A 25,147-nucleotide genomic window follows, 5' to 3' on the forward strand; every position below is an offset into this window, starting at 1 on the left:
AGCCACATGGAGACCCCATGACGTTGCACCTCTCCCGTACGCACCGCTCCCTCGCCGTCTCCGTCGTCATGGCGACCGCCGCCGCGCTCGCGGTCCTGCCGGGCACGGCGTCGGCCATGCCGACGGGCGGCGCGGCGGTGAAGGCCGCACCCGCCGCCGACTCGCCCTCGCTCAGCTATGTCGTCAACCTCCGCAAGGGATACGGCCACGCGGACAAGGTCAGAAGGGCGATCGAGGCGGCCGGGGGCACGGTCGTCCAGTCCTACGACCGGATCGGCGTGATCGTCGTCCACTCCGCGAACCCCGCCTTCGCCACGGCCATGCGGGCGGTACGGGGCGTGGAGTCGGCCGGGGCGACCCGGACCGCGCCACTGCCCGCGCAGACCACGACCGACGTCGGCGCGCCCAGGGCGCTCACCGCCGAGGAGGTCCGGGCCGCCACCGCCGGGGCCTCGGCGGGCGAGGACCCGCTGGAGCCGCTCCAGTGGGACCTGAAGGCCATCAAGGCCGACAAGGCCCATGAGAAGACCCTGGGCAGCTCCCGGGTGACCGTCGGCGTCATCGACACGGGCGTGGACGACACCCACCCGGACATCGCGCCCAACTTCGACCGGTCCAAGTCGGTGAGCTGCATCGGCGGGACGCCGGACACCACCGACGGCGCCTGGCGGCCGTTCACCACCGGCGGCTCCCCGCACGGTACGCATGTGGCGGGCGAGATAGCGGCGGCGAAGAACGGCGTCGGCGTCACCGGTGTGGCGCCCGGCGTGAAGGTCGCCGCCATCAAGGTCTCCACCCAGGGCGGCAGCTTCTTCTATACGGAGGCCGTCGTCTGCGGCTTCATGTGGGCCGCCGACCACGGCATCGACGTCACCAACAACAGCTATTACACCGACCCCTGGTACTTCAACTGCAAGACCGACCCGGACCAGAAGGCGCTGGTCGAGGCGATCACCCGGGCCGGCCGGTACGCCGAGTCCAAGGGCACGGTGAACGTGGCGGCGGCGGGCAACGAGAGCTACGACCTCGCGGCCGACTCCCTCACCGACCCGGCCAGCCCCAACGACAGCACGCCCGGCGACCGGAAGATCGACCCGAGCGAGTGCTTCGACATCCCGACCCAGCTGCCGGGAGTCGTCACGGTCGCCGCGACCGGGGCCAAGGGCCTGAAGTCCTCGTTCTCCAACTACGGCCTGGGCGTGGTGGACGTGGCCGCGCCCGGCGGCGACTCCACCGCCTACCAGCCGCCGCAGGCCCCGGCCACCAGCGGGCTGATCCTCGGCCCGGTGCCCGGCGGCAAGTGGGCCTACATGGCGGGTACGTCGATGGCGACCCCGCACGTGGTGGGCGTGGCCGCGCTGCTCAAGTCCGCGCACCCGCACGCGCCCGCCTGGAAGATCAAGGAGCTCCTGAAGGAGGGCGCGGACCCGACCGCCTGCCCCGACCCGTACGACATCGACGGGGACGGCAAGGCGGACGCGGTCTGCGAGGGCGGCAGGCACCACAGCGGCTTCTACGGGGCGGGGATCGTCAACGCCCTCAACGCGGTGCGCTAGCGGTGGGCCGGGGCCGGGCGGGAGCACCGCCCGGCCCCGGCGCGCCGGACTACGGCTTGATCAGCACCTTCAGGGCGTTCAGACGCGTCCCGAGGGCCCCGCCGTGGGCCTCGTCGTGGCCCCCGGCCGTCTCCGCTTCCGTCATGCGGCGAAGGCTCTCACCCCCCGCCTCACCACACCCGTACCGACCCGCCCCGCGCGAACACCGGGCTCGTCGCGTCCGGCGGGATCTCCTTCAGCGGCTCGGCGATCTCCTCGACGGCCGGGCCCACCTTCGCCGCGATCGCGTCCAGGGACGGCAGGTCGAAGCCGTAGACGTGGGCCGCGTTGCCGCCCACCATCCGTGCCACCTCGTCCCTCGGCAGGCCCGCGTACGCGATGCGCAGGCCCTCGCGGGAGTACGGGGTGGTGCCCTCGTCGTGCGGGTAGTCGCTGCCCCACATGATCTTGTCGAGGCCGATCCGGTCGCGCAGGGGCACCTCGTGGGGGCGCATGAAGCTGGCGCCCACATAGCAGTTGTCGCGCCAGACCCGGCTGGGGCCCTCGCCCATCGACTCGGCCAGGCCCGCGCCGAACTTGGACTCCGCCGTGGCCGCCCGGGTCGCCGCCGACACCAGGCGCTCGTGGTAGTAGTCGAGCATCTCGATCACCCCGGGGATCCAGCCCGAGCCCTGTTCGGTGAGGATCAGCTTCAGCGACGGGTGGCGGCGGAACGCGCCGCCGAAGATCAGGTGCCACAGCGCCCGGTGCGAGAACCACGTCGTCTCCACCATGAAGACGGCCCGCGCGGCCGGTTCCTCGCCGAGCGGCGGCGACGCGGAGCCGCCGTGGTGGTTGACGGGTACGCCGAGGTCGGCGCAGGCCGCCCAGATCGGGTCGTAGACGGCGGAGTACAGCTCGGGGACGCCCGAGCCGGGCGGGGCACCGGGCAGCATGATGCCGCCGGTCAGGCCCGCCTCCTTCACCCGGTGGATCTCCGCCACCGCCGCGTCGACGTCGTTCAGCAGGATCTGCGCGACGCCCGCCCTGCGGCCCGGCACCAGCGCGCAGAAGTCGGCCAGCCAGCGGTTGTGCGCCCGCAGGCCCGCCCAGCGCCGCTCCAGCTCCTCCCCCGTCGGCGCGGGGGCCATCAGGGAGGCCGAGGGGAAGAACGGCGGGATGGTGTTGGGGAACACCACCTCCGCGACGATCCCGTCCGCCTCCAGCTCGGCGACCCGCCGCCCGGAGTTCCAGTTGCGGTCGGCGGTGTCGGCGAGCAGGTCCTCGTGCGGGTTGACGTAGGTGGCGGCCCAGGCGTCGAAGTCGTCGTGGTACCGCTTCTCCAGATACGGCCTGTAGTCGAGGAGGTCGGCGCCCGCGTGGCAGTCCGCCGAGATCACGGTGTAGCGGTCGGTGCTCATGACACCCCCAGAACCGGGAAGTCGTGCTCGGTCAGCCAGTGCCGTCCCACCTCGCGCGAGCGCGCCCAGGACGCCTCCACCGCCGACTGGTCCTCGCTCTGGCCGAGTTCGGCCGGGGTCGGGCCGATGCGCCGGGCCAGCGGGGCCAGTTTCGCGGTGTCGAAGCCGAAGACCTCCGCCGCCGCGAGCCCCAGCATCCGGCGCGTCTCGGCGACCGGGATGTCATGGAAGGTCCTGCGCAGCCACTCCCGGGTGTGCGGCCAGGTGCCCTCCGGGTGCGGGAAGTCGGAGCCCCAGAGGATGTTGTCGACGCCGATCTCGTAGCGCTGGGCCAGCTCGCGCCGCTTGGTGTTGGTGGCGCAGACGAAGATCTGGCGGTCCAGGTACTCGCTGGGCGGGCGCTTCAGCTCGGCGAACGGCGAGAGCTTCTTGCCGCCGTGCGCGCCCAGGTACAGCCGGTCCATGAACCACAGCAGGTTCGGCAGCCACCAGCAGCCCGACTCCGCCACCCCGAAGCGGAGTCCGGGGTGGCGCTCGAAGACACCGGACCAGAGCAGGAACCACAGTGGCCGGGCCGGCCACCAGGTGACCTCGCTGACATAGATGCCGAGGTGGTCGCCGTACTCGTGGCGGGGCGCGGCTCCCGAGTGGGTGACGACCGGCATCGCGGTCTCGGCGGCCGCCGCCCAGACGGGGTCGTAGCGGCGGTCGTGGTACGGGGCCTTGTCCACCCACATCGAGGGGATCATCAGCGCACCGAGGCCGGACTCCTTCGCCCGGTGGATCTCCGCGACCACGCGGTCCACGTCGCCGGTCACCGGCAGCAGGGCGACCCCGCAGTGCCGTTCGGGATGCTGGCCGACGAACTCGGCGAGCCAGCGGTTGTGCGCCTGCGCGCCCGCCATACCGAGGTCGGGGTCCTGGTCGCCGGAGAGGCCGAGGCCGACTCCGAAGGGCGCGGCGGTGCGGCTGTCGACGGCGTCCGCGTCGGGGAAGACGACCTCGGCGGCCACCCCGTCCCCGTCGAGCTCCTTGAGCCTGCGGGCGGCGTCCCAACCGCCCTTGAGGCCCTCCTCGTTGTCGGCGAACCACTTGTCCGCGAAGGCCTCGTTGCGGACGCCGAGACGGGTCATCTCCTCGCGGCGGCGCTCCCGCCCGTCGAGGAAGCCGTCGAAGTCCCGGTGGAAGCGGGGGTCGAGGTAGGGCCGGTACTCCTCGGTGGGCAGCCCGGCGTGGCAGTCGGAGGAAATGATCAGGTACGGGTCGTGGTACTCGCCTTCGGGTGTGCTGCTGCGCTGTGGCATGACGGATCCCTCTGTCCCTCAGTCCAGAATGAAGTTCTCCAGGTACGACGGGTCGGCCCGGTCCAGCATCGAGCGCGACCTGGCCCTGATCTGGCCGTCGCTGTGCTCGCTCTCCGGGAGCATCCAGAAGCGGTCGGCCCGGATGCCGTCGACGACCGTCTCGGCGACCTCCTCGACCGGGGTGAACTCGACCTCGTGCCCGGCCTCCCGCATCGCCGCCTCCCACTGGCCGAGGCTGCGGTAGGGCGCCCTGCGCGGGCGCTCCTTGGCGAACCGGGCCGGGCGGTTGCGGTGCGACTCCCACAGGCCGGTGCGCAGCATGTGCGGGCCGGGGAAGAGCACGGACGCGCCCACGCGCGCGTGCTCCGCCTTCAGATGCGCGTACAGCGACTCGGTCATGGTGACGACGGCCGCCTTGGTGACCGCGTACACGGAGGCGGTGGGCAGCGGCGCGATCCCGCCGTCGGCCGAGGAGGTGTTGACGACGTGGCCCGCTTCGCCGGAGGCGATCATGCGCGGCACGAACGCCTGGATGCCGTGGAAGACGCCCCACACGTTGACCGCGAACGCCCACTCCCAGTCGTTGACCTCGTGCTCCCACATCCGGCCCTCGGCGCCCGAGCCGACGCCCGCGTTGTTGCACAGCACGTGGACGGCGCCGAACGTGTCGTACGCCGCGTCCGCGAGCTCGCGCACGGACGTGCGCTCCGAGACGTCGACCACGCGCGCGTGGACCCGCGCCCCGTCCGCGCGCAGCTCCCGCGCGGCCTTCTCCAGGGCCGCCTCCTCGACGTCCGCGAGGACCACCCGGAGTCCCTCGGCCGCGAACCGGCGGGCCATGGCGAGCCCGATCCCGCTCGCGGCGCCGGTGACGACGGCGACCTGCCCCTCGGTGAGCCGCATCACACGCTCCCGGCCGGCGGCCCGTCGAGGATCTGCTGCGGATCGTCGTAGCGCTGGTGGATGTACGGCAACAGGTCCCGCGCGCTGACCCGTTCGGCCACCCGGCCCCGCTGGTCGGTGGTCTTCTCGCCGATCGTGATCTCCACGACACGGCGGACGGGGAGGTCCGCGACCGGGTCGTACATGGACTCGCGCAGCACCACGTCACCGGTGATCCGCTCCAGTTTGCGGATCTTCTCGTTGCGTACGCAGTGCACGAGCACCGGGTCCGCGTCGAAGCCCTCGCCGTCCACGGCGGGCAGGAACTTGAAGTAGAAGTCGACCTTCTCGGTGGGCTCCGGCAGCGGCAGCACGCTGTCGACCGCGCCGCGCACCTCGACGAAGGCGATGCCGTGCCGGGCGAGCGCGGCCCGCACGACCAGGCCGTCGCGCTCGACGGTGACCTCGCCGAGCTTCTTCGGCTCGCCGAACACCTCGCGCCCGCCGATCAGCGCCCGCTCATGGGTCATCGGCATCACCAGCGGATACCAGCCGGGCTGCCCGTCGTGCACGGCGGAGACCGCCACCGAGCCCGCGCCCAGCGGATAGCCGGGCAGGTCGACCCGGCTGATGTTCGCCCGTACGAGTGAATCTCCGGCGGGCTTGAGGGGCGGCGGCAGCACGGCCGCCACCGCGTCGGGATCGCTCTCCCAGACGGCCACCACACCGGTGGACCAGATGTCGGGGAGACGTGCGCTCGCGGTGCGCGCGGCCCGGATCTCGTCCTCGGTCCGTGCGCCGTACCGTACGCGTGCCATGGCGTACCACCCTTCCTGGGTCGTGCCTCGCAGTGCGGTCCCCCGGGTCTGTAACACAGTTACACCGAGCCCGATGAAGGGTAAAGACCCGTGCGGGAACCGGAGTCGGGAGGAGGCGGGCCGTGACGCGTACGTCACTGAGCCGCGAGGAGGTCCTGGTGGCCGCCGGGGCCCTGGTCAGACAGCACGGCCCGGCCGCGCTCACCATGCGCAAGCTCGCCGCGGAACTGGGCACCGCGGTCACCTCGATCTACTGGCACGTCGGCAACCGCGAGTCGCTGCTCGACGCGCTCGTCGAGCGGACCGTGCGGGAACTGGGCGAGATCCGGCCGCGCGGGCGCACCCCGGCCGCCCGGATCGTCTCGGTCGCCACGGCGCTGCGCCGGGAGCTGCGCGAGCGCCCCCACCTGATCGCGATGGTCCACGAACGCGGCCTGACCGACCGGATGTTCCTGCCCGCCCAGCAGGCCCTGGTCCACGAGGTCCACACGGCCGGTCTGCGCGGGACCGCCGCCGCGCGGGTGGTGCGGGCCGTCCAGTTCCAGGTCGTCGGCCATGTCCTGGTCGAGCGCTACCGCGAACGCGCCCCGGCCCAGCACCCCGGCGAGGACGAGCTCTGGCACACCGCGCCCGCCGAGTACGACCCGGCGCTGGCCCGCGCGCTGGCCCGGCCGCCGGACCCGGAGCAGCTGTTCGCGGCCTCGGTACGGGCCCTGGTGGACGGGCTGCTCGCGCGGCCGCGTTGACGGGCGCCGGTCGGACTGTCAGTGCGGCCCCGTATTCTCTGTGACCATGCTCGACGACCGTACGACAGCAGCAGCGACGTGGCCGGCCGCCTACCCGCAGGGGTACGCGGTCGTCGACGTGGAGACCACCGGCCTCGCCCGCGACGACCGGATAATCTCGGCTGCCGTCTATCGCCTGGACGCCCAGGGCAACGTCGAGGACCACTGGTACACGCTGGTCAACCCGGAGCGCGATCCCGGCCCGGTGTGGATCCACGGCCTGACCACCGACGTCCTGTCCGGCGCGCCGCTCTTCCCGGACATCGCCGAGGAGTTCGCCGAGCGCCTGGACGGCCGGGTCCTGGTCGCCCACAACGCGATCTTCGACTGGCAGATGATCGCCAGGGAGTACGCCCGGGCGAAGAGTGCCGCGCCGGTGCGCCAGCGGCTGTGCACGATCGCGCTCTCCAAGGAGCTCGACCTGCCGCTGCCCAACCACAAGCTGGAGTCGCTGGCCGCGCACTTCGGAGTGGTGCAGCAGCGCGCGCACCACGCGCTCGACGACGCGCGCGTGCTCGCCGAGGCGTTCCGCCCGAGCCTGCACGAGGCGGCGCGGGTCGGGGCGCGGCTGCCGCTGCTTGAGTGCCGCCCGCTCACCGAGTGGTCGGACGGCCCGGCCACCCCCCGTATCGGCTACCAGGCCACCGGGTCGTACGGACGCGGTTCCAGCTGGCGGCCCGCGCGCAAGCGCCCCGCGTGCCCGCACCCCAACCCCGGTCGTTACGAAGCGGACAAACCACTCAAGCAGGGCATGCGGGTGGCGTTCTCCGGTGACACCTCCATCGACCGGGAGCTCCTGGAGGACCGTGCGATCGAGGCCGGGCTGCACGTGGCGACCAGCGTCTCCCGGCTGACCAGCCTGCTGGTGACCAACGACCCGGACTCGGCGACCTCCAAGACCGTGAAGGCGAAGTCGTTCGGCACCCCGGTCGTCGACGAGGCGGCCTTCACCCAGCTGCTGCGGGACGTGGCTCCGGCAGACGGGTGACCGTCTGGCGTGCCGCCCGCCGTTCCGGCGCGGCGCGCTCCACCCTGTGGCGCATGGCACGTTGCGAGGTCTGCGGAAACGACTACGGGATGTCCTTCGAGGTGCACGCGCAGGGCGTGGTGCATGTCTTCGACTGCTTCTCGTGCGCCATCCACCGCATGGCGCCCATCTGCGAACACTGCCGGGTCCAGATCATCGGCCAGGGCGTCGAGGTCGAGGGGCACTGGTACTGCGGCGGGCACTGCGCCCGAGCGGAGGGCCGGGTGGGCATCGTCGACAAGGTCTGAGTCCGCGTACCCCCGCCCCCCCTGAGAACACCCCACGGCCGAGTTGTACCGTCGTGGGGTGTATCGCTTCCTGTTGTCCCGGCAGTGGGTGCTCGTCACCCTCCTCGCCCTCGTTCTCATCCCCACGATGATCGAGCTGGGCTTCTGGCAGCTGCACCGCCATCAGCACCGCGTGGCGCAGAACGGCGTCATCGCGGACAACCTGAAGGCCGAGCCGGTCCCGGTGACCGCGCTCACCTCCCCCGGCCACACCGTCCCGCACGCCCAGTACTGGCGCCGGGTCACCGCCACCGGTACGTACGACACCGCCCACGAGGTCGTGGTGCGCCGCCGGACCGCCGCCGACGGGCGGGTCGGCTACCACGTGCTCACCCCGTTCGTCCTCGACAGCGGCCCGGCCGTGCTGATCAACCGCGGCTGGGTGCCGGACAACGGCAGCCAGACCGAGTTCCCGCGGATCCCGGCCCCGCCCAAGGGCGAGGTCACGGTCACCGGGCGGCTGATGGCCGACCAGACGACCGCGGCCAGCGGCATCAAGGACGTCAAGGGCCTGCCGCCCCGCCAGGTGATGCTGATCAGCAGCGCCCAGCAGCAGAGGGCGCTCGGCCGCCCGGTCCTGGGCGGCTACATCGAGCAGACCGCGCCCGAGTCGGACGACTCCCCCGAGCTGATCCCGGCCCCGGACCACTCCTCGATCGGCCCGCACATGGCGTACGCGGTCCAGTGGTGGCTGTTCACCGCCGGGGTCCCGGTCGGCTGGGTGATCCTGGTCCGCCGCGAGAAGCGGGACCGGGCCGAGGCGGCGGCGAAGGCCGGGGCCGCGGAGCCCGCACCGGCGACGGCCTGACCGTCCCCGCCCGATCCGCCCGTACCGTCCGGTCCTATTGACGTACTGACCTGATTGACAATTCCGCCGGGCGGGAACACGCCAGAGCGTGACGCGACGTATCCAACGCATCGAGGACTACGCCCTCATCGGCGACCTCCAGACCGCCGCCCTCGTCGGCCGGGACGGCTCCATCGACTGGCTCTGCCTGCCCCGGTTCGACTCGGCGGCCTGTTTCGCGGCGCTGCTCGGCGACGACGACAACGGCCACTGGCGGGTCGCCCCGGCGGGCGCCGGGGACTGCACGCGGCGCGCCTACCTCGACGACTCGCTCGTTCTGGAGTCCGTCTGGGAGACCCGCACCGGCACGGTCCGCGTCCTCGACTTCATGCCGCAGCGCGACACCGCCCCCGACGTCGTACGGATCGTCGAGGGCGTCAGCGGGAGCGTGGAGATGAACTCCGTGCTGCGGCTGCGCTTCGACTACGGCCGGGTGGTGCCCTGGGTGCGGCGCGCCGACGGCCACCGGGTGGCGGTGGCCGGCCCCGACTCGGCGTGGCTGCGCACCGAACCCCCCGTCAAGACCTGGGGACAGCAGATGAGCACCCGCTCGACCTTCACCGTCGGGCCGGGCGAGAAGGTCGCGATGGTGCTGACCTGGCATCCCTCGCACGAGCCCCGGCCGTCGATACTCGATCCGTTCCAGGCGCTGGAGGAGAGCCTGGCGGACTGGCGCGAGTGGGCCGGAAAGTGCCGCTGCTCCGGCCCGCACCGGGACGCCGTCGTGCGCTCCCTGATCACCCTCAAGGCCCTCACCTACGCACCGACCGGCGGCATCGTCGCCGCCCCCACCACCTCGCTCCCGGAGGAGATCGGGGGCGTGCGCAACTGGGACTACCGCTACTGCTGGCTGCGCGACTCGACACTGACGCTGGACGCGCTGGTGTCGGCCGGCTACCTCGACGAGGCGGCGGCCTGGCGCGACTGGCTGCTGCGCGCGGTCGCGGGCGACCCGGCCGACCTCCAGATCATGTACGGCCTCGGCGGCGAGCGGCGGCTGCCGGAGGTCGAACTGCCCTGGCTGAGCGGCCACTTGGACTCCGCCCCGGTGCGGATCGGCAACGCCGCCGTCAAACAGCTCCAGCTCGACGTGTACGGGGAGGTCATCGACTCCCTCCATCTGGCCCGTACCGCGGGCATGGCCGCCAAGCGGCACACCTGGGACGTCGAACTCAGCCTGCTCGGCTTCCTGGAGTCCCGCTGGCGCGAGCCGGACGAGGGACTGTGGGAGGTGCGCGGGGAGCGCCGCCACTTCGTGCACTCCAAGGTGATGGCGTGGGTCGCCGCCGACCGCGCGGTGCAGGCCCTGGAGGCCGACCCGTCCCGGCGCGGCGACGCGGAGCGCTGGCGGCGGATGCGGGACGAAGTGCACCGGGAGGTGTGCGAGAAGGGGTTCGACGCCGAGCGGAACACCTTCACCCAGGCGTACGGGTCCGTGGAGCTGGACGCGGCGACGCTGCTCATCCCCCGGGTCGGGTTCCTGCCGGGCGACGACCCGCGGGTGATCGGGACGGTGGACGCGGTGCGCGCCGAGCTCGGCCACGACGGCTTCGTGCGCCGCTACAGCACCGAGGGCACCACGGTGGACGGTCTGCCCGGCGCCGAGGGCACCTTCCTGGTCTGCTCGTTCTGGCTGGCCGACGCGCTGCGGCTGACCGGCCGCGAGAAGGAGGCGCGGGAGCTGTTCGAGCGGCTCCTCGCGCTCCGCAACGACGTCGGACTGCTCGCCGAGGAGTACGACCCGGCGGCCGGCCGGCAGCTGGGCAACTTCCCGCAGGCGTTCAGCCACATCGGGCTGGTGGCGACCGCGATGGGGCTGGAGGCAGGATAGGCGCATGGATCTTGGATTGAAGGACCGCGTCTACGTCGTCACCGGCGCCTCCCGGGGCCTCGGCCTCGCCTCGGCGCGGGCCCTCACGGCCGACGGCGCGAAGGCGGTGCTCAGCGGCCGCGACGAGAAGGCGGTGGCCGAGGCCGCCGAGGAGCTCGGCCCGAACGCGCTGGGCGTGGCCGTCGACAACGCGGACCCCGCCGCGGCCGCCCGGCTGATCGCCACCGCCCGCGAGCGGTTCGGCCGCTTCGACGGCGTACTGATCAGCGTCGGCGGCCCGCCGCCCGGCTTCCTCGCCGACAACACGGACGAGCAGTGGCGCTCGGCGTTCGAGTCGGTGTTCCTGGGCGCGGTACGGATGGCGCGTACGGCGGCGGAGGAGCTGGACGAGGGCGGGGTGATCGGCTTCGTCCTGTCCGGCTCGGTCCACGAGCCGATCCCCGGCCTCACCGTCTCCAACGGCCTGCGCCCGGGCCTGGCGGGCCTCGCCAAGTCCATGGCGGACGAGCTGGGCCCGCGCGGCATCCGTGTCGTCGGTCTGCTCCCGTCCCGTATCGACACCGACCGCGTCCGCCAGCTGGACGCCCTCTCCGGCGACGCGGAGGCCGCCCGCACGGCCAACGAGTCCCGGATCCCGCTGCGCCGCTACGGCACCCCGGAGGAGTTCGGCCGCACGGCCGCGTTCCTGCTCTCACCCGCGGCGTCGTATCTGACGGGCCTGATGCTCCCGGTGGACGGCGGCGCCCGACACGGCTTCTGAGGACTCCGGCTCCCGGGGCTGGCGCCCCGCTCCCCCGGGCGGTACGAACGGCCCATGGAAGAGCCGGAGTTCACGGCACGGTACGAGGAGGCACTGGCCGCCTCGGCCGACATCCTCGCCATGGCCGAGGAACTGGCCGCCGCGCGACCGGGCACGTACCGCCCGGACCTGGCCGAGGCGCTCGGCGGTCACGGCGCCCTGCTGGTCCACGCCGGGCGGTACGAGGAGGCGCTCGGGCCCGTCGAGCGGGCGGTGGCCGTCCACCGCGAGCTGGCGGCCCCGCGCCCCGACGCCCACCGCGAGCCGCTGGCCGCGGCGCTCGGCGCCCTGGCCGCGGTGCTCGCGGCGCTGGAGCGGCACGCGCCCGCCCGGGCGGCGGCCGAGGAGAGCGTCGCACTGTACGCCCGGCTGGCCCGGGAGGACCCCGCCGTCCATCGTCCGGCGCTCGCGGCCGGGTTGAGCGGTCTCGCCGCGATCCTCGAAGCCCTGGGCGAGCGGCGCGCCGCGCAGAGGGTGGCGAGCCGGGCCCGGCGGGTTCGTCGGAAGGTGGAGCGCGATCTCGGTGGCCCCTCCCCGCCCCGCAGCGCCCCCGCCCATCTGCGCGCCTACCACCAGGCCTTCGTCGAGCGGTACGGCACACACCGCGCCGTTCCGGTGACCGAACTCCTCGATCCCGCCGGCGGGTTGGGGCCGCCGGCCGGGTACGAGCACCCGGCCGTTCCCCGGTCGGACGCCGGAGCGGCACCGCACGAGGCCGACCCTGAGGACACCGAGCGCCGACGGCTCCTGGCCGAACTCGCCGCCGGGGCGCTCGCCGACCTGTCCCCGGGCAGACCACTCCCCGAAGTGGTGCTCGACGAGGCGCTCTTCGCCCGCCTTGCCGGTCCCGCACCGGACGGCACCGCCGCCAACCGTCTTCCGGACGCCTTCGAGCTGTACGCGGAGCTGATCGGGGCGTCCACCGGACAACTGGACTCCGGGGAGTTCAGGATCGCGCTCTCCCCGGCCGTCGGCAGCGATGTGGCCGGTGCCACGTTCGGCCGCTTCGCCGCGGAGTTGGGCGGGCCGGAGCTCATGGCGTGCGTCAGCGGCACCGAAGCCGCGACCGGCATGGACGGCGAGCCGGTTCCGGTGCACCTGGAGTTCACTCCCGCCCGGCCGCGCCACGCCAACATCGCCCGCACCCCGCGCTGGCTCGGCCACCGCGTCGTCGTCAGCGCGTTCCCGGACACCGCGGGGCCGAACGTACTGCCGCTCGACGACTTGGTGGTCCACGCCGACCTGGAAGGACTCGGCGTCCACTCCCGCAGCCTCGGCCGCCCGGTGCGGGTGACCGCCCACCACGTACTCAACCAGCGCACCGGCGCCCCCAACGTGGCCCGCTTCCTGCACGAGGTGGGCCGGCTGAGCGGCCACCGGCTCTGGCAGCCCTGGGACTGGGGCACGGCCGCCACCAACCCCGCGCTCCCGCGCGTACGGTACGGGCGCACGATCCTGGCCCCGGCCTCCTGGCGGCTCACCCTGCCCACCGCCGCATACGAGGAGTGGTGCGCCGCCCTGCCCGGGTGGCGGCGGCGCTGGGGCGTACCGGCCTCCGTGCGCCTCGTCACCGGCGACCGGCGGATCACGCTCGACCTCGACCTCTCCTGGCACCAGCGGCTGCTGTACGCCCATGCGCGCACCGCCGGGACCACGCTGCTCCAGGAGGACCCGGCGGCCGCCGGGCCCGGCTGGCTGCGGAGCCCCGAGGGAGCCCACACGGCCGAGCTGGTCGTCGCGCTCCGTGCGAAGGAGCAGCCCGCGCCCCGGCCTCAGAGGCCGCCCATGGCCGTCCGCCGCACACCCGGGACGGTCTCACTGCCCGGGGGTGACTGGCTGTACGCCCGCGTGGACACCCCGCAAGCCCGGCAGGACACCGTCATCGAGGAGTGGCTGCCCCAGCTCGCCGCGGCGCTCCCGGACGGCATCGACCGCTGGTTCTTCGTCCGCTACCGCGACCCCGAGCCGCACTTGAGGATCCGCTTCCACGGAGAGTCGCCCGCGCGGACGGCCGACCTGCTCACCGTCGTACGTGACTGGGCCGCCGAGCTTCGCGCCGCACACCTCGCCTCGGGGCTGCGCCTGGAGACGTACGACCCGGAGCTCGAACGCTACGGCGGCCCCGAGGCGATGGCCGCCGCCGAACGGGTCTTCCACGCCGACAGCCTGGTGGCCCTGTCCGCCGGAGCGGCCCGCGGCCGGCCCGGCCCCGAGCGCGACCTGTTCTCGGCGGTCAACACGGCCGACATCGCCCGGCACTTCCTGGCAGGCGCGGGCGGCCCGCCCGCCGACATCTGGCTGCCCGCCGCCTACCCGAAGTCGGAGGGCGAGCACCGCGCCTTCCGTGACAACCGCGCCGCCGTGCTGCGGGCGATCGGCCCCGACGGACCCACTCCCGTTTCCTCCTCGCCCGAGCTGGCCCTCGCATGGCAGCGGCGCGCCGCACGACTCGCCGACCACGGCGCGCTGTTGGCCGAGCTGAGGGAGCGTGACCCGGACCGGATGCCGCCCGAGCCGGTGGCGGGCAGCCTCCTCCACATGAGCCACAACCGGCTGATCGGCATCGATCCCGAAGCCGAGCGCCGGGCCCTGGCCCTCGCCCGGGGCGCCTTCGAGGCGCATCGTGCCCGCCGACGCGCCCAGGAGCAGCGATGACGCCCGCGCTTTCGTCCCCCGGCCTGTCGGTCGGCGCGGCCCGGGAGGCAGTCGACGAGGTGGCCGCGCGGCTGCGCACCCCCGAGGCGGTCGCCGCCTCCGGCGCCCGGGCCGACTCGCTCGCCGCCGGGCACCCTGGCGTCGCGCTGCTCTTCACCACGCTGGCGGCCGATCGGGGCGGCGACGCCCGGACCGTCGCCCACGGCCATCTCGCCGCCGCGACACGCGCCGACGGCGGGCTGCACGCCGCCGGTCTCTACACAGGGATGGCGGCCGTCGCCTTCGCCGCCCGTCTCGCGGCGACCGGCCCCGATACCTATCGCTCGCTGCTCACGACCCTCACACCCCGCATCGCGGACGCCGCGGTGGAGCGGGCACACCGCCTGCGCACCGCGCGGGCCGCCGGTACGGGAGTGGCATCGCACCAGTACGACGTGGTGTCGGGGGTGGCGGGGCTCGCCCGGCTGCTCCTCGCCCTCGACCCGCGCGGACCGGCGCTGCGCCACTGCCTCCAGGCCCTGACCGACCTCGCCGAACCGGCCGCCACCGGGCTCGGCACCCTGCCGGGCTGGTGGTCGGCGGCCGGACCCGGCCGCGACGGCCCTTCCCCCGACCACCCGCGCGGCCACCTCAACCTGGGCCTGGCGCACGGGATTCCGGGCCCTCTGGCCGTCCTCGCCCTCGCCCTTGAGCAGGGCGCCCGCGTGCCCGGCCAGGAGGAGGCCGTCGCACGGCTCGCCGGATGGCTGGCACAGCGGCGCAGCGAGGACGCGTACGGACCGTACTGGGCGATGACACTGCGCCCGGAGGAGGAGCTCGCGGGCGCCCTTCCGCCGTCTCCGGCCACCCGGGCCGCGTGGTGCTACGGGAGCCCCGGCGTGGTCCGGGCGCTCTTCCTCGCGGGCCGGGCGCTGGGCGAACCCGGATGGGGGCGGATGGCCGCCCGCTCGCTGCACGCCGTACTCGCCCGGCCCGCCGCCACACGGATGCTGGAGGGGCCCGGGCTGTGCCACGGCACCGGCGGGCTGCTCCACATCGCCGCACTCCTCGCACACGACCTGGCGGACGAGGAGCTCGCCGCCCGCCTGCCCGCGCTCGCGGCCGAGGTCCGCGCGGGACTCGACGGCCTGGAGGGGCCCGGGTTCCTGGAGGGCGCGGCGGGCGCGGCCCTCGCCCTGCACACCTACGCCGAGCGGCCGGACGCCGGTCGACTGTCCTGGGACGCGGTGTTGCTGACGTCCTGACATGACGTGTGGAGCTCTGCCTCAATGGTCGTTTACCCGCTATTGATTGGGCCGGGTCAGCCTGTACGCCAGCACATACGGGGGCAGTACACGTACAGGAAAGGGCGAGGTGGCACACGTGATCACGAAGCGTGTCAGAGTGACCGTCCGGGCATCCGACCCGCTGAGCCGGGCCGGAGTGATGAGTCATCTGCGACACCAGCCGTCGATCGAGGTGGTGGACGACAACCGCGGGGCCGAGCTGACCACTCGGCCCTGCGGCCGGGCCGTCACCGTGATGCTCGCCGATCAGATCGACGAGCCGGTTCCGGCGGATCTGCGGCGGGTCGTGCGCGGCGGGGAACAGCGGTTGGTGCTGGTCACCCGCAAGCTGCGCGAATCGGATCTGCTGACGGTGGTGGAGTGCGGGGTGCGCGCCGTGCTCTGGCGCCACCAGGTCACCGAGCAGCGGCTCCTGAAGGCCGTGCACAGCGCGGCGCGTGACGAGGGCGAGCTGCCGCCCGACCTGCTCAGCAGGCTGCTGACACAGATGGGACGGCTGCACCGCTCCGAGTCGGGCCTGGCGACCGGCCCAGGGGGCTTGGTGCCCCTGCTCGGCATGGCGCCGCGCGAGGTGGACGTGCTGCGCCTGGTCGCCGAGGGCCTGGACACCCGGCAGATATCGCAGAAGCTCGCGTACTCGGAGCGGACCGTCAAGAACATCCTGCACGCGCTGACGACCCGGCTGCAGCTCCGTAACCGCACGCACGCCGTCGCGTACGCGCTGCGCGAGGGCTATATCTAGGCGGTCCTGCCCGCCCGCAGTCAGCGGTGACCGAACCAGCCGGCCGCAGGGGTGAGCTTGTCGGTGTAGTCGAACAGGGCCTGGTTCTCCCAGCCGTTGCCCGAAGCGGGGTCCTTCGGGTCCCAGCCGTTGCCGGCGACCGCCGTCCAGGGGGCCTCCCAGTAGAAGACTCCGAGGCCCCGGCCGTTCGGGACGGCCTCCACTACGTTCATCACGTCCCGCAGCCAGGCGGACTGCCCGGCGGGCGAGGCCGGGTACCCGGCGACCAGCTCGCCCGTCGTGTCGATCTGGTTGGTCAGGGCGTCCTTGCTGTCGAGGCGGAACGGGTAGGCGGTCTCGGCGAGGAACACCGGCTTGCCGTAGCGGGCGGCCGCGTCGTCGAGCGTGGTCTGGAAGTCGGCGAGCGGGCCGTGCCAGTAGCCGTAGTACGACAGGCCGATCGCGTCGAACTTCACGCCGTTGGACACGGCCTTGTCGAACCACCAGCGGGTGCCGGTGAGGTCGCCGCCCTTGGCGAGGTGCAGCGCCACGGTGGTCGACGAGGAGACCGCTTTGGCCGCGGTGTAACCGGAGTTGAGCAGGCCGGCGAGCTGGGCCCAGTTGTCGGTGGAGCCCTCGGGCCAGAGCATCCCCCCGTTGGTCTCGTTGCCGATCTGCACCATGTCGGCCGTGGTGCCCTGCGCCTTGAGCGCGTTCAGCACGTCATGGGTGTGGTCGTACACATCCGTCTTGAGCCGGCTGTACGTGTGCCCGGCCCAGGCGGCCGGCTTGGCCTGCGCACCGGGGTCGGCCCAGGTGTCCGAGTAGTGGAAGTCGACGAGCAGCTTCATGCCCTGGGCCTTGGCCCGCCTGGCCATGGCCAGGACGCGCGCCTTGTTGTTGTAGCCGTCGGCCGGATCCACCCACACCTTGAGGCGCGCGTAGTTCATGCCGGATGACCTGAGGAGGGCGAGCGCGTCGCCGGAGGTGCCGGACGCGGTCCGGTAGACGCCGCCGAGCGCCTCACTCTTGGCCAGTGAGGAAACGTCAGCACCCTTGACCGCCAAGTGCGTTGAGCCGGCCCTGAACGACACGTCGTCGACGTTGAGCCAGTTGCCCGCGTTCGCGTCGGAGGCGACGCCGATCGTGCACTGGTTGTTCGTCACAGAGACGGAGGTGACGATACGTATCCAGCCGTTGCTGGAGACCGGCAGATCGGTGCGCTGTTCGGATCCGCCGCAGTTCTTCAGGGACAGGTAGGCGGCGTTCTGGCCGCCGCCCGAGCGCACCCATGCGGTGAGGGTGTAGTTCCCGTTGGCGAGACCGGTCAGGTACTGGTACGTCTCCACCTTGTACGCGCTCGACGCGTAGTGGGAGAGCCGGTATCCGCCGCTGTGGCCACCGGGCTCGGTGAATGAGGCCGCGTTCCGGCCCGCGGCCGAGTAGGTGGACCAGCCGGCGGGTGTGGCGGTGCCGGTGCCGTCGGCCTCGAATCCGGTGTTGGTGAGGGCGGTCGCCGCATGGGCGTCCGTGGCGGGCAGCGCGGCCAGGAGCAGGGCGCCGAGCGCGGCGGTGGCGACGGCTCTTGTCCGCCTGCCGCTCGGCATGGTCCGGATGGTGGTGCGCGGTGCGGCGTGCATCGTCGATGTCCCTTCGACGGTGGAGGGAAAGGGAGGCGGTGCCTGGTGATGCCTTCACCCGGGTGCGGCCGGTAAGAGGCGCCCGACCCGGGGAGTCGTGGTGAGATCAGGTGTCGAGTCGTACGACGCGGACCGCGCCCGCAGGAACGGCCAGGTGTCCGGCCGCGCGCTCGCCGCCGAGGAGCTCGGTGCCGGGGGCGGGCAGCGGCACCTTGGCGTCGTGGGCGGTGTGATTGAGCGCGAAGAGGAAGTGGCCGCTCTCGCCGCGGCGGTGCACTACCTCGATGTCGCGGGGAAGCGCGTCCCGGGGCTCGATGCCGGCGTCCGCGCAGGCGGCGCTGAGGATCGCGTCGAGAGAGGGGGCGTCGAGACGGGTGGAGACATACCAGGCGGTGCCGCCGCCGAGGCGGTGGCGGGTGACGGCGGGGCGATGCGCCGCCGGCCCGTCCGCGTACGTCCACACGGTCTCGGCGCCGCGCGGCACCACGAACTCGGTCCACACGTCGGCGGTGAGCGCGGCCCCGTCCGGACCGGAGATCGCGACGGTCTCCCCCTCACCGAGCGGTGACCACTCCTCCACGGTCAGGCCGAGGACATCGCGCAGGACTCCCGGATAGCCTCCCGGGTGTACGGCGTCGTGCTCGTCGACGATCCCGGAGAAGCAGGAGACCACGAGGGTGCCGCCGTTCTCCACGTACGCCTGGAGGTTGCGGCCGGCCGCCTCGGTCGTGAGGTAGAGCGCGGGGACGACGACCAGCGGGTAGGCGGACAGGTCCGCCTCCGGGTGGGCGAAGTCGACGGTGAGATGGCGGTCGTAGAGCGCCTCGTAGAAGCTGTCCGCGCGCTCGCGGGCGTCGTGGTCCTCGCTGGGGCGCCACTCCAGGGACTGCGCCCACCAGGACTGCCAGTCCCACACCATGGCCAGGTCGGCTACGGTTCCGGTGCCGCGGACCGGGGCCAACGAGTCGATGTCGGCACCGAGTCGGGTGACCTCGCGCCAGATCCTGGAGTCGGTTCCGGCGTGCGGGAGCATCGCGGAGTGGAACTTCTCGGCGCCGCGCAGGGACTGCCGCCACTGGAAGAACATCGCGCCGTCGGAGCCGCGCGCCACATGGGCAAGGGAGTTGCGGGCCATCTCGCCGGGCCGTTTGGCGGGGTTGCGGGGCTGCCAGTTGACGCCGCCGGTGGCGTGCTCCAGGAGCAGCCAGGGGGCGCCGCCCGCGACGGAGCGGGTGAGGTCGGCGGCCATCGCGAGGTTCACATGGGTGCGGCGGCCGTCGGTGATCAGGTAGTGGTCGTTGGTGACGAGGTCGACCTCGCGGCCCCAGGCCCAGTAGTCGATGGAGTCGCACTGGCTGAGTGCCGTCATGAAGTTGGTGGTGACGGGGATGCCCGGTGCGAGGCGGTGCAGGATGTCGCGCTCCATGCCGAAGTTCTCGCGCAGGGTGGTGTCGGCGAAGCGGCGGTAGTCGAGCCGCTGGGCGGGGTTGGCGGCGGTGGGGGTGCACCCGGCACCGCCCAGGGGCCGCCCCGCCGCATCGCCCTGCTGCCCACCGCCGTCCTCGCCCTCGGGGCGCTCTACTGCCTGCTCCCGGTCGTCTGGGTCGTGGTGGCCTCGACCAAGTCGGGCCGGGAACTCTTCTCCACCTTCACCTTCCTGCCCGGCACCGGTTTCACCGACAACCTCGCGGACCTCAACGCCTACCGCGACGGCATCTACTGGAAGTGGATGGCCAACTCCGGCCTGTACGCGGGCGTCGGCGCGATCCTGTCCACCATGGTCTCCGCCGTCTCCGGCTACGCCCTCGCCATCTACCGCTTCCGGGGCAGGGAGGCCGTCTTCAACGTACTGCTCGCCGGAGTGCTGATGCCCCCGGTGATCCTCGCCATCCCGCAGTACCTGCTGATGGCCAAGGCCGATATGACGGACAGTCACCTCTCCGTACTGCTGCCCCTGATCCTCTCCCCGTACGGCGTCTACCTCGGACGGATCTACGCCGAGGCCGCCATTCCGATGGAACTCGTCGAGGCGGGACGGATGGACGGGGCGGGGGAGTGGCGGATCTTCCTGCGGATCGCCGTCCCGATGATGGCGCCCGGCCTGGTGACGATCTTCCTCTTCCAGTTCGTGGCGATCTGGAACAACTTCCTGCTGCCCTACATCATGCTCGGCGACGACGAGAAGTTCCCCATCACGGTGGGCCTGTTCACGCTGCTCGCCCAGGGCAGCAACACCCCCGCCCTGTACACGCTCGTCATCACCGGAGCGCTCCTCGCGATCGTCCCGCTCATCGCGCTCTTCCTGGTCATTCAGCGATTCTGGAGCCTGGACCTGTTGTCCGGGGCCGTAAAGTCCTGATCAAAGGGGAGCAGCGAGGGGAACGCACATGAACACACCCGCGAGCAGGCCCAGGCCTTCGACGATCCACGACGTGGCGCGCGAGGCGGGAGTGTCGCGCGGCACCGTCTCGCGCGTCCTCAACGGCGGGCACTACGTCAGCCCCACGGCGAAGGCGGCCGTCGACAGGGCGATCCGCAAGACGGGTTACGTCGTGAACCGGCACGCCCGCTCGCTGATCACCGGCAAGTCCGATTCGGTGGCGTTCCTGCTGACCGAGCCGCAGGAGCGGTTCTTCGAGGACCCGAACTTCAATGTGCTGCTGCGGGCCTGCACTCAGGCGCTGGCCGCTCAGGACATCCCGCTGCTGCTGATGATCGCGGGCACGGAGGACGAACGGCGGCGCAATCTGCGCTTCATCGAGGCCGGTCACGTCGACGGGGTGCTCCTGGTCTCCAGTCACTCCGGAGAACCGGTGGTGGCGCGGCTGCACGAGGCAGGTGTCCCGGTGGTCGCGTGTGGCAAGCCGCTGGGCCAGACGACCAAGGTCGGCTACGTCGCGGCCGACGACCGCGACGGCGCGCGGGACATGGTGCGCCATCTGTACATGTCGGGCCGCCGTCGGATCGCCACCGTCACGGGCCCGCTGGACACCCCCGGCGGGGTCGAACGTCTCGCGGGCTACCGCGAGATGCTCGCCGAGTGCGGTCTGCACGCCGACGAGGCGCTGATCGCCACGGGCGACTACAGCCGTGTCGGCGGCGAGAGCGCCGTCGCTCAACTCCTGGAGCGGGCCCCGGACATCGACGCCGTGTTCGTCGCCTCGGACCTGATGGCGCTGGGCGCGCTGGACGCCCTGCACCAGGCCGGACGCCATGCGCCCGACGATGTCGCGGTGGGTGGGTTCGACGACTCGCCCGCCGCGCTCGCCGCCCGCCCCCCACTGACCACGATCCGTCAGCCGTGGGACCGGATCAGCGGCGAGATGGTGCGGATGCTTCTCGCCCGCATCGCGGGGGAGAAGCCGTCCACGGTCATCCTCCCCACGGAACTGGTCGTCCGGGAGTCGGCCTGATCCTGAGGCCCCTACGCCTCGTTGAGGGCCGCGGCGGCCGCGTCAACGATGGGCCTGATCAGCCGTATATAGGCGCGCAGGGTCTCTTGGAACTCGCGGCGGTTGTCCCGGCTGACGTTCTCGGCGGTGGCCGCGAGAGCGGTGCTGAGCGTACCCGACATGATCAACAGGTTCGATGCCGCGACCTCGACGCTGGAGGGACCTTCCAGGCCGATCAGCGTTACGGCGCGGCGTAGTTGCTGATGCCGCTCACGGTGAGCGGCCAGGGCGGCTTCGCACTCGGCGGAGGAGAGGGCGTCGACTCCCCGCAGCCCGTCGGCAACGGCGTGGGCCCGCTCGATGAGGTCCAGATAGGCGGCCCGCCGGGTCTGGCGCAGACCTTCGCGGCGCTGCGCGTCGGTGGTGGCGTCGACCTGGACCCGAGCGGCACGGGCGTTACCCCTGCTGGTCAGCCAGCTTGCCAGCGAGCTGGCCGCGATGGCCGTGACACCAGTGAGGCAGGCGACGAGCAACGAGTTGTCAGACACGCCGAGGAGTCTCTCCGACAAGACACGGAGACGGCTACCGCTTCCGGCGACGGGACGGCGGACGCGGCCCTCCCGCGTATCCGGGAGGAGGCGCGGTTGAACGGCGTCGGGATGCGCGCTCGGGCTCCATGGGCGCCCGGCCGCGCGCTTCGTCATGTCGTACGCCTCCACGCGCCCCCGCCTGAGCCGGCGAATGCACACAGTTGCATGACTCTGTGCATTCTATTGGCTACTGTGGGTAGCGAAGATGTGATCTTGCTGTACGGGTCCCGAACCCGATGGCCCACCCGAGAGCCGGAGACCGCGATGCCTCTCAGTCCCTTCATCAAGCGCGTTGTTACCGCCCTGGCCCTGACTGCCGCAGTGCCGGGGATCGGCGCGGCCCCGGCGGTCGCGCACAGCGCCGCCCCGCTGGGCCAGTGCGCGGTGAGTGTCAGTAACCCCAACCATGCCGGTAACTACGTCTGGGGAGAATCGAAGTGGAACTGTTCCACGCTGCCCGCGGACGGCGGTGCGAAGATCCATCTGAGGATCATCCGCGACGGCGCTGTGGTGAAGACCTCGGAGTTCTGGCAGAACGGCCCCTTCAGCAACTCGTTCGGGACGGGCGTCGCCTGTGTCGGCGGCAGTCACGTCTACCAGGTGCACGCTTGGGGCTTCGACAGTGACCTCATCCAGTATCACGCCTACAGCCAGAAGGTGACGCTTCCCTGCTGATACGTCGTCCGTACGCGGCCGCGCCGCAGCCCCCTTCGCCCTGCCCGCTCCAGGGGCCCGGCGCGGCGTCCTGATGGGTCTCGCGGCGCCGGGTGTGGAGTGGGGCCGCGAGCGGGATGTCAGGCGGTTGGTGTCTGTTGTCCCGGTCGCCGGGTGAAGTCCCGGCTGCTCGGCACCAGCGCCGCGGCCGCCGGTGCGGCGAAGCACAGCGCCGCGCAGGTCGCGAGGACGGTCCTGGTGCCCAGGGCGTCGATCGCCGGTGCCATCAGGGCCAGCGCGGCCGGAGCGAGACCGTAGGACATCAGGAAGTCGAGGGCGGAGACCCGGGCCAGTTTGTCGGGGGCGACCTCGCGCTGTGTGGCCGTGAACCAGGGCACGTTGAACAGCTCGATGCCGAGCCCGGCCAGGACGTAGGCCGTGATCACCAGTGCGGGCGGCACGTCGAAGACCAGGCTGAGCGGCGCGAATCCGTAGCAGCCGAGCCCCGCCAGGGCCGTCCATCCCTGGGCGCGCGGGCGAAGGCGGGCGGTGAGGAGGGCGCCGGCGAGCGCGCCCAGGGTGTACGCGGTCATCGCCGCGGCGAGCACCCACTGGGTGCCGTACCGGTCGCGGCTGATGAGCGGGAGGGCGACACCGGTCGCCGAGTAGCCGGTGGCGATGACCGTGGTGAGCGCGCAGAGGCCGGCCAGGAACCACGGGTGGCGCCGTGCCTCGCGCAGACCCTCGGTGAACTCCCCGATGAAGGAGGGGTGTTCGGTGGTGGCGGGCGCGGTCCTGGGGGCGCCGGGGCCCGGAACGAGCGCCGCGATCAGCCAGAGCAGACCGATGCCGAGCAGCAGGGTGCTGGTATCGAGCCACAGTGCGAGCAGGGCGGTCAGAGAGGGCCCGCCGAGCGTGGTGGCGCGTACCGCCAAGGTCATCGCGGCGTTGGCCTGCTGACGGCGCTCGCCGTCCACGACCTCGGCGGTGAGCGCCTGGAAGGCGGGACGGCAGGCGCCCTGCCCGGCCCCCGCCACCAGGGCCGCCCCCGCCATGAGCGCCGGGGAGCGGCCGAGCCCAAAGGCGAGCAGTGGTGTTGCGGCGGCCGCGGCGAGCCCGGCCCAGGCGACGACGGCCCGGCGTGAGTACCGGTCGGCGAGCACCCCGCCGATGGCGACGGCCACGAGAAAGCCGGCGGTGCGCGCCGCGAGCAGCAGGCCGAGGGTGGCCGCACCAATGGTGTGGTCCAGCACGGCGAGGCCGAGGACGAAGGGCAGTGCCCAGGTGGCGAGCCCGGAGGCGGTGGTGGCGGACCAGAGGCGCAGGAAGGCCGCCTCACGCAGGACGGACCGGGTGCGTGGAGCCTTCTCTGACTCGGATATCCGGACGGGTGTGGTGGTCACGGCGGGGGATTCCTTTCGGGTGGCGACCTCAAACCCCTTACGGATGCGGCCCGTTGAGGTGGGTGAGGAGAGCCGGAGGGGTGTCGGAACGGGATGGGGCGTGAGGGGGTTGATGAAAACGATTGTCATTACTGTATCTTCGTCTCGTCGCCGCCCGTCCACGGGGGTCTTGCCGCAGCCCTGTGCCGTACGTGCGACTCCTGCCGCCCCTACGCGCTCTCCCGGAGGATCCATGCGCCACCCTGCCCGCCTCGGAATCGCCGCCCTGGCCCTCGCCTTCGCCGCCGTCGGCTGCGGAAACACCCCCGACACCGCGCACAACAGCGATGAGGCGGGCAAGGAGACGCAGGCCCGCAAGCAAGTGCGCAGCTGCGGGCACGAGCTGTCCCTGGACGCCGCGCCACGACGGGCCGTCGCCCTCGACCAGTCCTCGACCGAGGTCCTGCTGGCCCTCGGGCTGGAACAGCGGATGGCGGGCACCTCCAACCTCAAGACGAAGATCGCCCCTGAGTTCCGGGACGCCTACGCCAAGGTCCCGGTGCTCAGCCCCAAGATCCTCAGCAGTGAGCAGCTGCGCGCCGCCACCCCGGACCTCGCGGTCGCCGGGTTCACCGACTACTTCACCAAGGACCGCGTCGGCACCCGCGAGGAGCTGGCTCGGCTGGGACTGCCCAGTTACGTCAGCGCGGTTGACTGCCCGAAGCAGAACGCGGCCGGCAAGTCCCCCTTCGACCTGCTCTTCCAGGACTACACCGCACTCGGCAAGGCCTTCGGCGTCCAGGACCGCGCGGCCGCCCTCGTCAAGGAGCAGCGGGCCGTCCTGGAGCAGGCCGCGAAGACCGCGGGGCGGGTCAAGGGCGCGCCGAGGATCGTCTGGGTCTACTCCGTCTACGGCGACACCCCCTACGTCGCGGGCAGGAGTGCCATGCCCAGCGAGATGAGCCGCCTGGTCGGCGCCAAAAACGCCTTCGACGACGTCGACGAGGACTGGCCCGCGGTCAGCTGGGAGCAGATAGCCTCCCGCGACCCGGACTTGATCGTCGTCGGTGACCTCTCCGAGCGGGGCAAGCCCGGCGACAGCGCCGCCGACAAGCTCAAGGCCATGCGCGCCAACCCGCTGGTCTCCAAGCTCGACGCGTTCACCCACCAGCGCATCATCGAGGTCCCCGGCACCGAGATGGACCCCTCCGTGCGCACGGTCAGCGCCCTGCCGCGCCTCACCGCCGGGATGAAGGAACTCGGCTATGTCCGCTAGCCGAAAGGCCGCCAC

General features: G+C 72.4%; 21 protein-coding genes and 1 pseudogene. 14 read left to right on the forward strand and 8 right to left on the reverse strand.

Annotated elements, in window-relative coordinates; all coding sequences use genetic code 11:
- The first annotated feature begins 17 nt into the window (after window positions 1-17).
- Complete coding sequence (locus tag A8W25_RS06590) at window positions 18-1,556, forward strand: S8 family serine peptidase (RefSeq protein ID WP_067157442.1); 1,539 nt, start codon at window positions 18-20, stop codon at window positions 1,554-1,556.
- Window positions 1,557-1,726: 170 nt separating this feature from the next.
- Here A8W25_RS06590 and A8W25_RS06595 read toward each other — a convergent pair whose 3' ends face one another.
- From A8W25_RS06595 to A8W25_RS06610, 4 genes are read right to left on the reverse strand one after another with little or no spacing between them, the layout of a single operon-like run.
- A complete protein-coding gene (locus A8W25_RS06595) occupies window positions 1,727-2,956 on the reverse strand; it encodes an amidohydrolase family protein (protein ID WP_067157445.1) in 1,230 nt (409 codons plus the stop codon).
- Window positions 2,953-4,260, reverse strand: a complete 1,308-nt coding sequence (locus A8W25_RS06600) for an amidohydrolase family protein (protein ID WP_067157448.1) — start codon at window positions 4,258-4,260, stop codon at window positions 2,953-2,955. The genes A8W25_RS06595 and A8W25_RS06600 overlap by 4 nt, the downstream gene beginning before the upstream one ends.
- 18 nt (window positions 4,261-4,278) lie before the next feature.
- Complete coding sequence (locus tag A8W25_RS06605; RefSeq protein WP_067157450.1) at window positions 4,279-5,163, reverse strand: SDR family NAD(P)-dependent oxidoreductase; 885 nt, start codon at window positions 5,161-5,163, stop codon at window positions 4,279-4,281.
- A complete protein-coding gene (locus A8W25_RS06610; protein ID WP_067157453.1) occupies window positions 5,163-5,960 on the reverse strand; it encodes an acetoacetate decarboxylase family protein in 798 nt (265 codons plus the stop codon). Before A8W25_RS06610 ends, A8W25_RS06605 begins: the two co-directional genes overlap by 1 nt.
- Before the next feature lie 122 nt (window positions 5,961-6,082).
- Here A8W25_RS06610 and A8W25_RS06615 point away from each other — a divergent pair, with 122 nt between their 5' ends.
- The 9 genes from A8W25_RS06615 to A8W25_RS06655 all read left to right on the forward strand — a co-directional run bounded on the left by A8W25_RS06615 (window position 6,083) and on the right by A8W25_RS06655 (window position 16,219).
- Window positions 6,083-6,706 (forward strand): TetR/AcrR family transcriptional regulator, encoded by a 624-nt coding sequence (locus tag A8W25_RS06615; protein WP_067157456.1) that lies wholly within the window; start codon window positions 6,083-6,085, stop codon window positions 6,704-6,706.
- Window positions 6,707-6,746: 40 nt separating this feature from the next.
- Window positions 6,747-7,733: a DEDDh family exonuclease gene (locus A8W25_RS06620; RefSeq protein ID WP_067157459.1), complete on the forward strand. Its 987-nt coding sequence runs from the start codon at window positions 6,747-6,749 to the stop codon at window positions 7,731-7,733.
- Window positions 7,734-7,786: 53 nt separating this feature from the next.
- Window positions 7,787-8,020 carry a hypothetical protein gene (locus A8W25_RS06625; RefSeq protein WP_067160707.1) on the forward strand — a complete coding sequence of 78 codons (234 nt, stop codon included), beginning with the start codon at window positions 7,787-7,789 and terminating at the stop codon, window positions 8,018-8,020.
- A 58-nt stretch (window positions 8,021-8,078) separates the two neighbouring features.
- A complete protein-coding gene (locus A8W25_RS06630; protein ID WP_067157462.1) occupies window positions 8,079-8,867 on the forward strand; it encodes an SURF1 family protein in 789 nt (262 codons plus the stop codon).
- An 88-nt stretch (window positions 8,868-8,955) separates the two neighbouring features.
- The gene (locus A8W25_RS06635; protein WP_234386311.1) at window positions 8,956-10,737 is read left to right on the forward strand and encodes a glycoside hydrolase family 15 protein; all 1,782 of its coding nucleotides are present in this window, start codon (window positions 8,956-8,958) and stop codon (window positions 10,735-10,737) included.
- A gap of 4 nt (window positions 10,738-10,741) precedes the next feature.
- A complete protein-coding gene (locus A8W25_RS06640; RefSeq protein ID WP_067157465.1) occupies window positions 10,742-11,497 on the forward strand; it encodes an SDR family oxidoreductase in 756 nt (251 codons plus the stop codon).
- 54 nt (window positions 11,498-11,551) lie between these two features.
- A complete protein-coding gene (locus A8W25_RS06645) occupies window positions 11,552-14,191 on the forward strand; it encodes a lantibiotic dehydratase (protein WP_067157468.1) in 2,640 nt (879 codons plus the stop codon).
- Window positions 14,188-15,435: a lanthionine synthetase C family protein gene (locus A8W25_RS06650; protein ID WP_067157470.1), complete on the forward strand. Its 1,248-nt coding sequence runs from the start codon at window positions 14,188-14,190 to the stop codon at window positions 15,433-15,435. Before A8W25_RS06645 ends, A8W25_RS06650 begins: the two co-directional genes overlap by 4 nt.
- A gap of 118 nt (window positions 15,436-15,553) precedes the next feature.
- The gene (locus A8W25_RS06655) at window positions 15,554-16,219 is read left to right on the forward strand and encodes a helix-turn-helix transcriptional regulator (RefSeq protein ID WP_067160713.1); all 666 of its coding nucleotides are present in this window, start codon (window positions 15,554-15,556) and stop codon (window positions 16,217-16,219) included.
- Between the two features lie 20 nt (window positions 16,220-16,239).
- Here A8W25_RS06655 and A8W25_RS06660 read toward each other — a convergent pair whose 3' ends face one another.
- Together A8W25_RS06660 and A8W25_RS06665 are read right to left on the reverse strand one after the other, a co-directional pair.
- Entirely contained in the window at window positions 16,240-17,805 is a 1,566-nt protein-coding gene (locus A8W25_RS06660; protein WP_067160716.1) for a glycoside hydrolase family 53 protein, read from the reverse strand.
- A gap of 139 nt (window positions 17,806-17,944) precedes the next feature.
- Window positions 17,945-19,342, reverse strand: a pseudogene (locus tag A8W25_RS06665) (beta-galactosidase); the annotation flags it as partial.
- On the opposite strand from A8W25_RS06665, the gene A8W25_RS06670 reads away from it, so the two are divergent.
- Both A8W25_RS06670 and A8W25_RS06675 read left to right on the forward strand, forming a co-directional pair.
- Entirely contained in the window at window positions 19,316-20,197 is an 882-nt protein-coding gene (locus A8W25_RS06670; protein ID WP_067160719.1) for a carbohydrate ABC transporter permease, read from the forward strand. The pseudogene A8W25_RS06665 and the gene A8W25_RS06670 overlap by 27 nt on opposite strands.
- A gap of 28 nt (window positions 20,198-20,225) precedes the next feature.
- A complete protein-coding gene (locus tag A8W25_RS06675) occupies window positions 20,226-21,251 on the forward strand; it encodes a LacI family DNA-binding transcriptional regulator (protein WP_067157473.1) in 1,026 nt (341 codons plus the stop codon).
- Between the two features lie 11 nt (window positions 21,252-21,262).
- On the opposite strand, the gene A8W25_RS06680 is transcribed toward A8W25_RS06675, so the two are convergent.
- A complete protein-coding gene (locus tag A8W25_RS06680) occupies window positions 21,263-21,778 on the reverse strand; it encodes a hypothetical protein (RefSeq protein ID WP_158942443.1) in 516 nt (171 codons plus the stop codon).
- Between the two features lie 306 nt (window positions 21,779-22,084).
- Here A8W25_RS06680 and A8W25_RS06685 point away from each other — a divergent pair, with 306 nt between their 5' ends.
- Window positions 22,085-22,495 carry a hypothetical protein gene (locus tag A8W25_RS06685; RefSeq protein WP_158942445.1) on the forward strand — a complete coding sequence of 137 codons (411 nt, stop codon included), beginning with the start codon at window positions 22,085-22,087 and terminating at the stop codon, window positions 22,493-22,495.
- Between the two features lie 119 nt (window positions 22,496-22,614).
- On the opposite strand, the gene A8W25_RS06690 is transcribed toward A8W25_RS06685, so the two are convergent.
- Window positions 22,615-23,877: an MFS transporter gene (locus tag A8W25_RS06690; RefSeq protein ID WP_067157481.1), complete on the reverse strand. Its 1,263-nt coding sequence runs from the start codon at window positions 23,875-23,877 to the stop codon at window positions 22,615-22,617.
- 232 nt (window positions 23,878-24,109) lie between these two features.
- Here A8W25_RS06690 and A8W25_RS06695 point away from each other — a divergent pair, with 232 nt between their 5' ends.
- The gene (locus A8W25_RS06695) at window positions 24,110-25,132 is read left to right on the forward strand and encodes an ABC transporter substrate-binding protein (protein ID WP_067157485.1); all 1,023 of its coding nucleotides are present in this window, start codon (window positions 24,110-24,112) and stop codon (window positions 25,130-25,132) included.
- Window positions 25,133-25,147 lie beyond the last annotated feature (15 nt).

Origin of the sequence: Streptomyces sp. ERV7 (genome assembly GCF_001653515.1) — a bacterium.
Classification (GTDB): domain Bacteria; phylum Actinomycetota; class Actinomycetes; order Streptomycetales; family Streptomycetaceae; genus Streptomyces.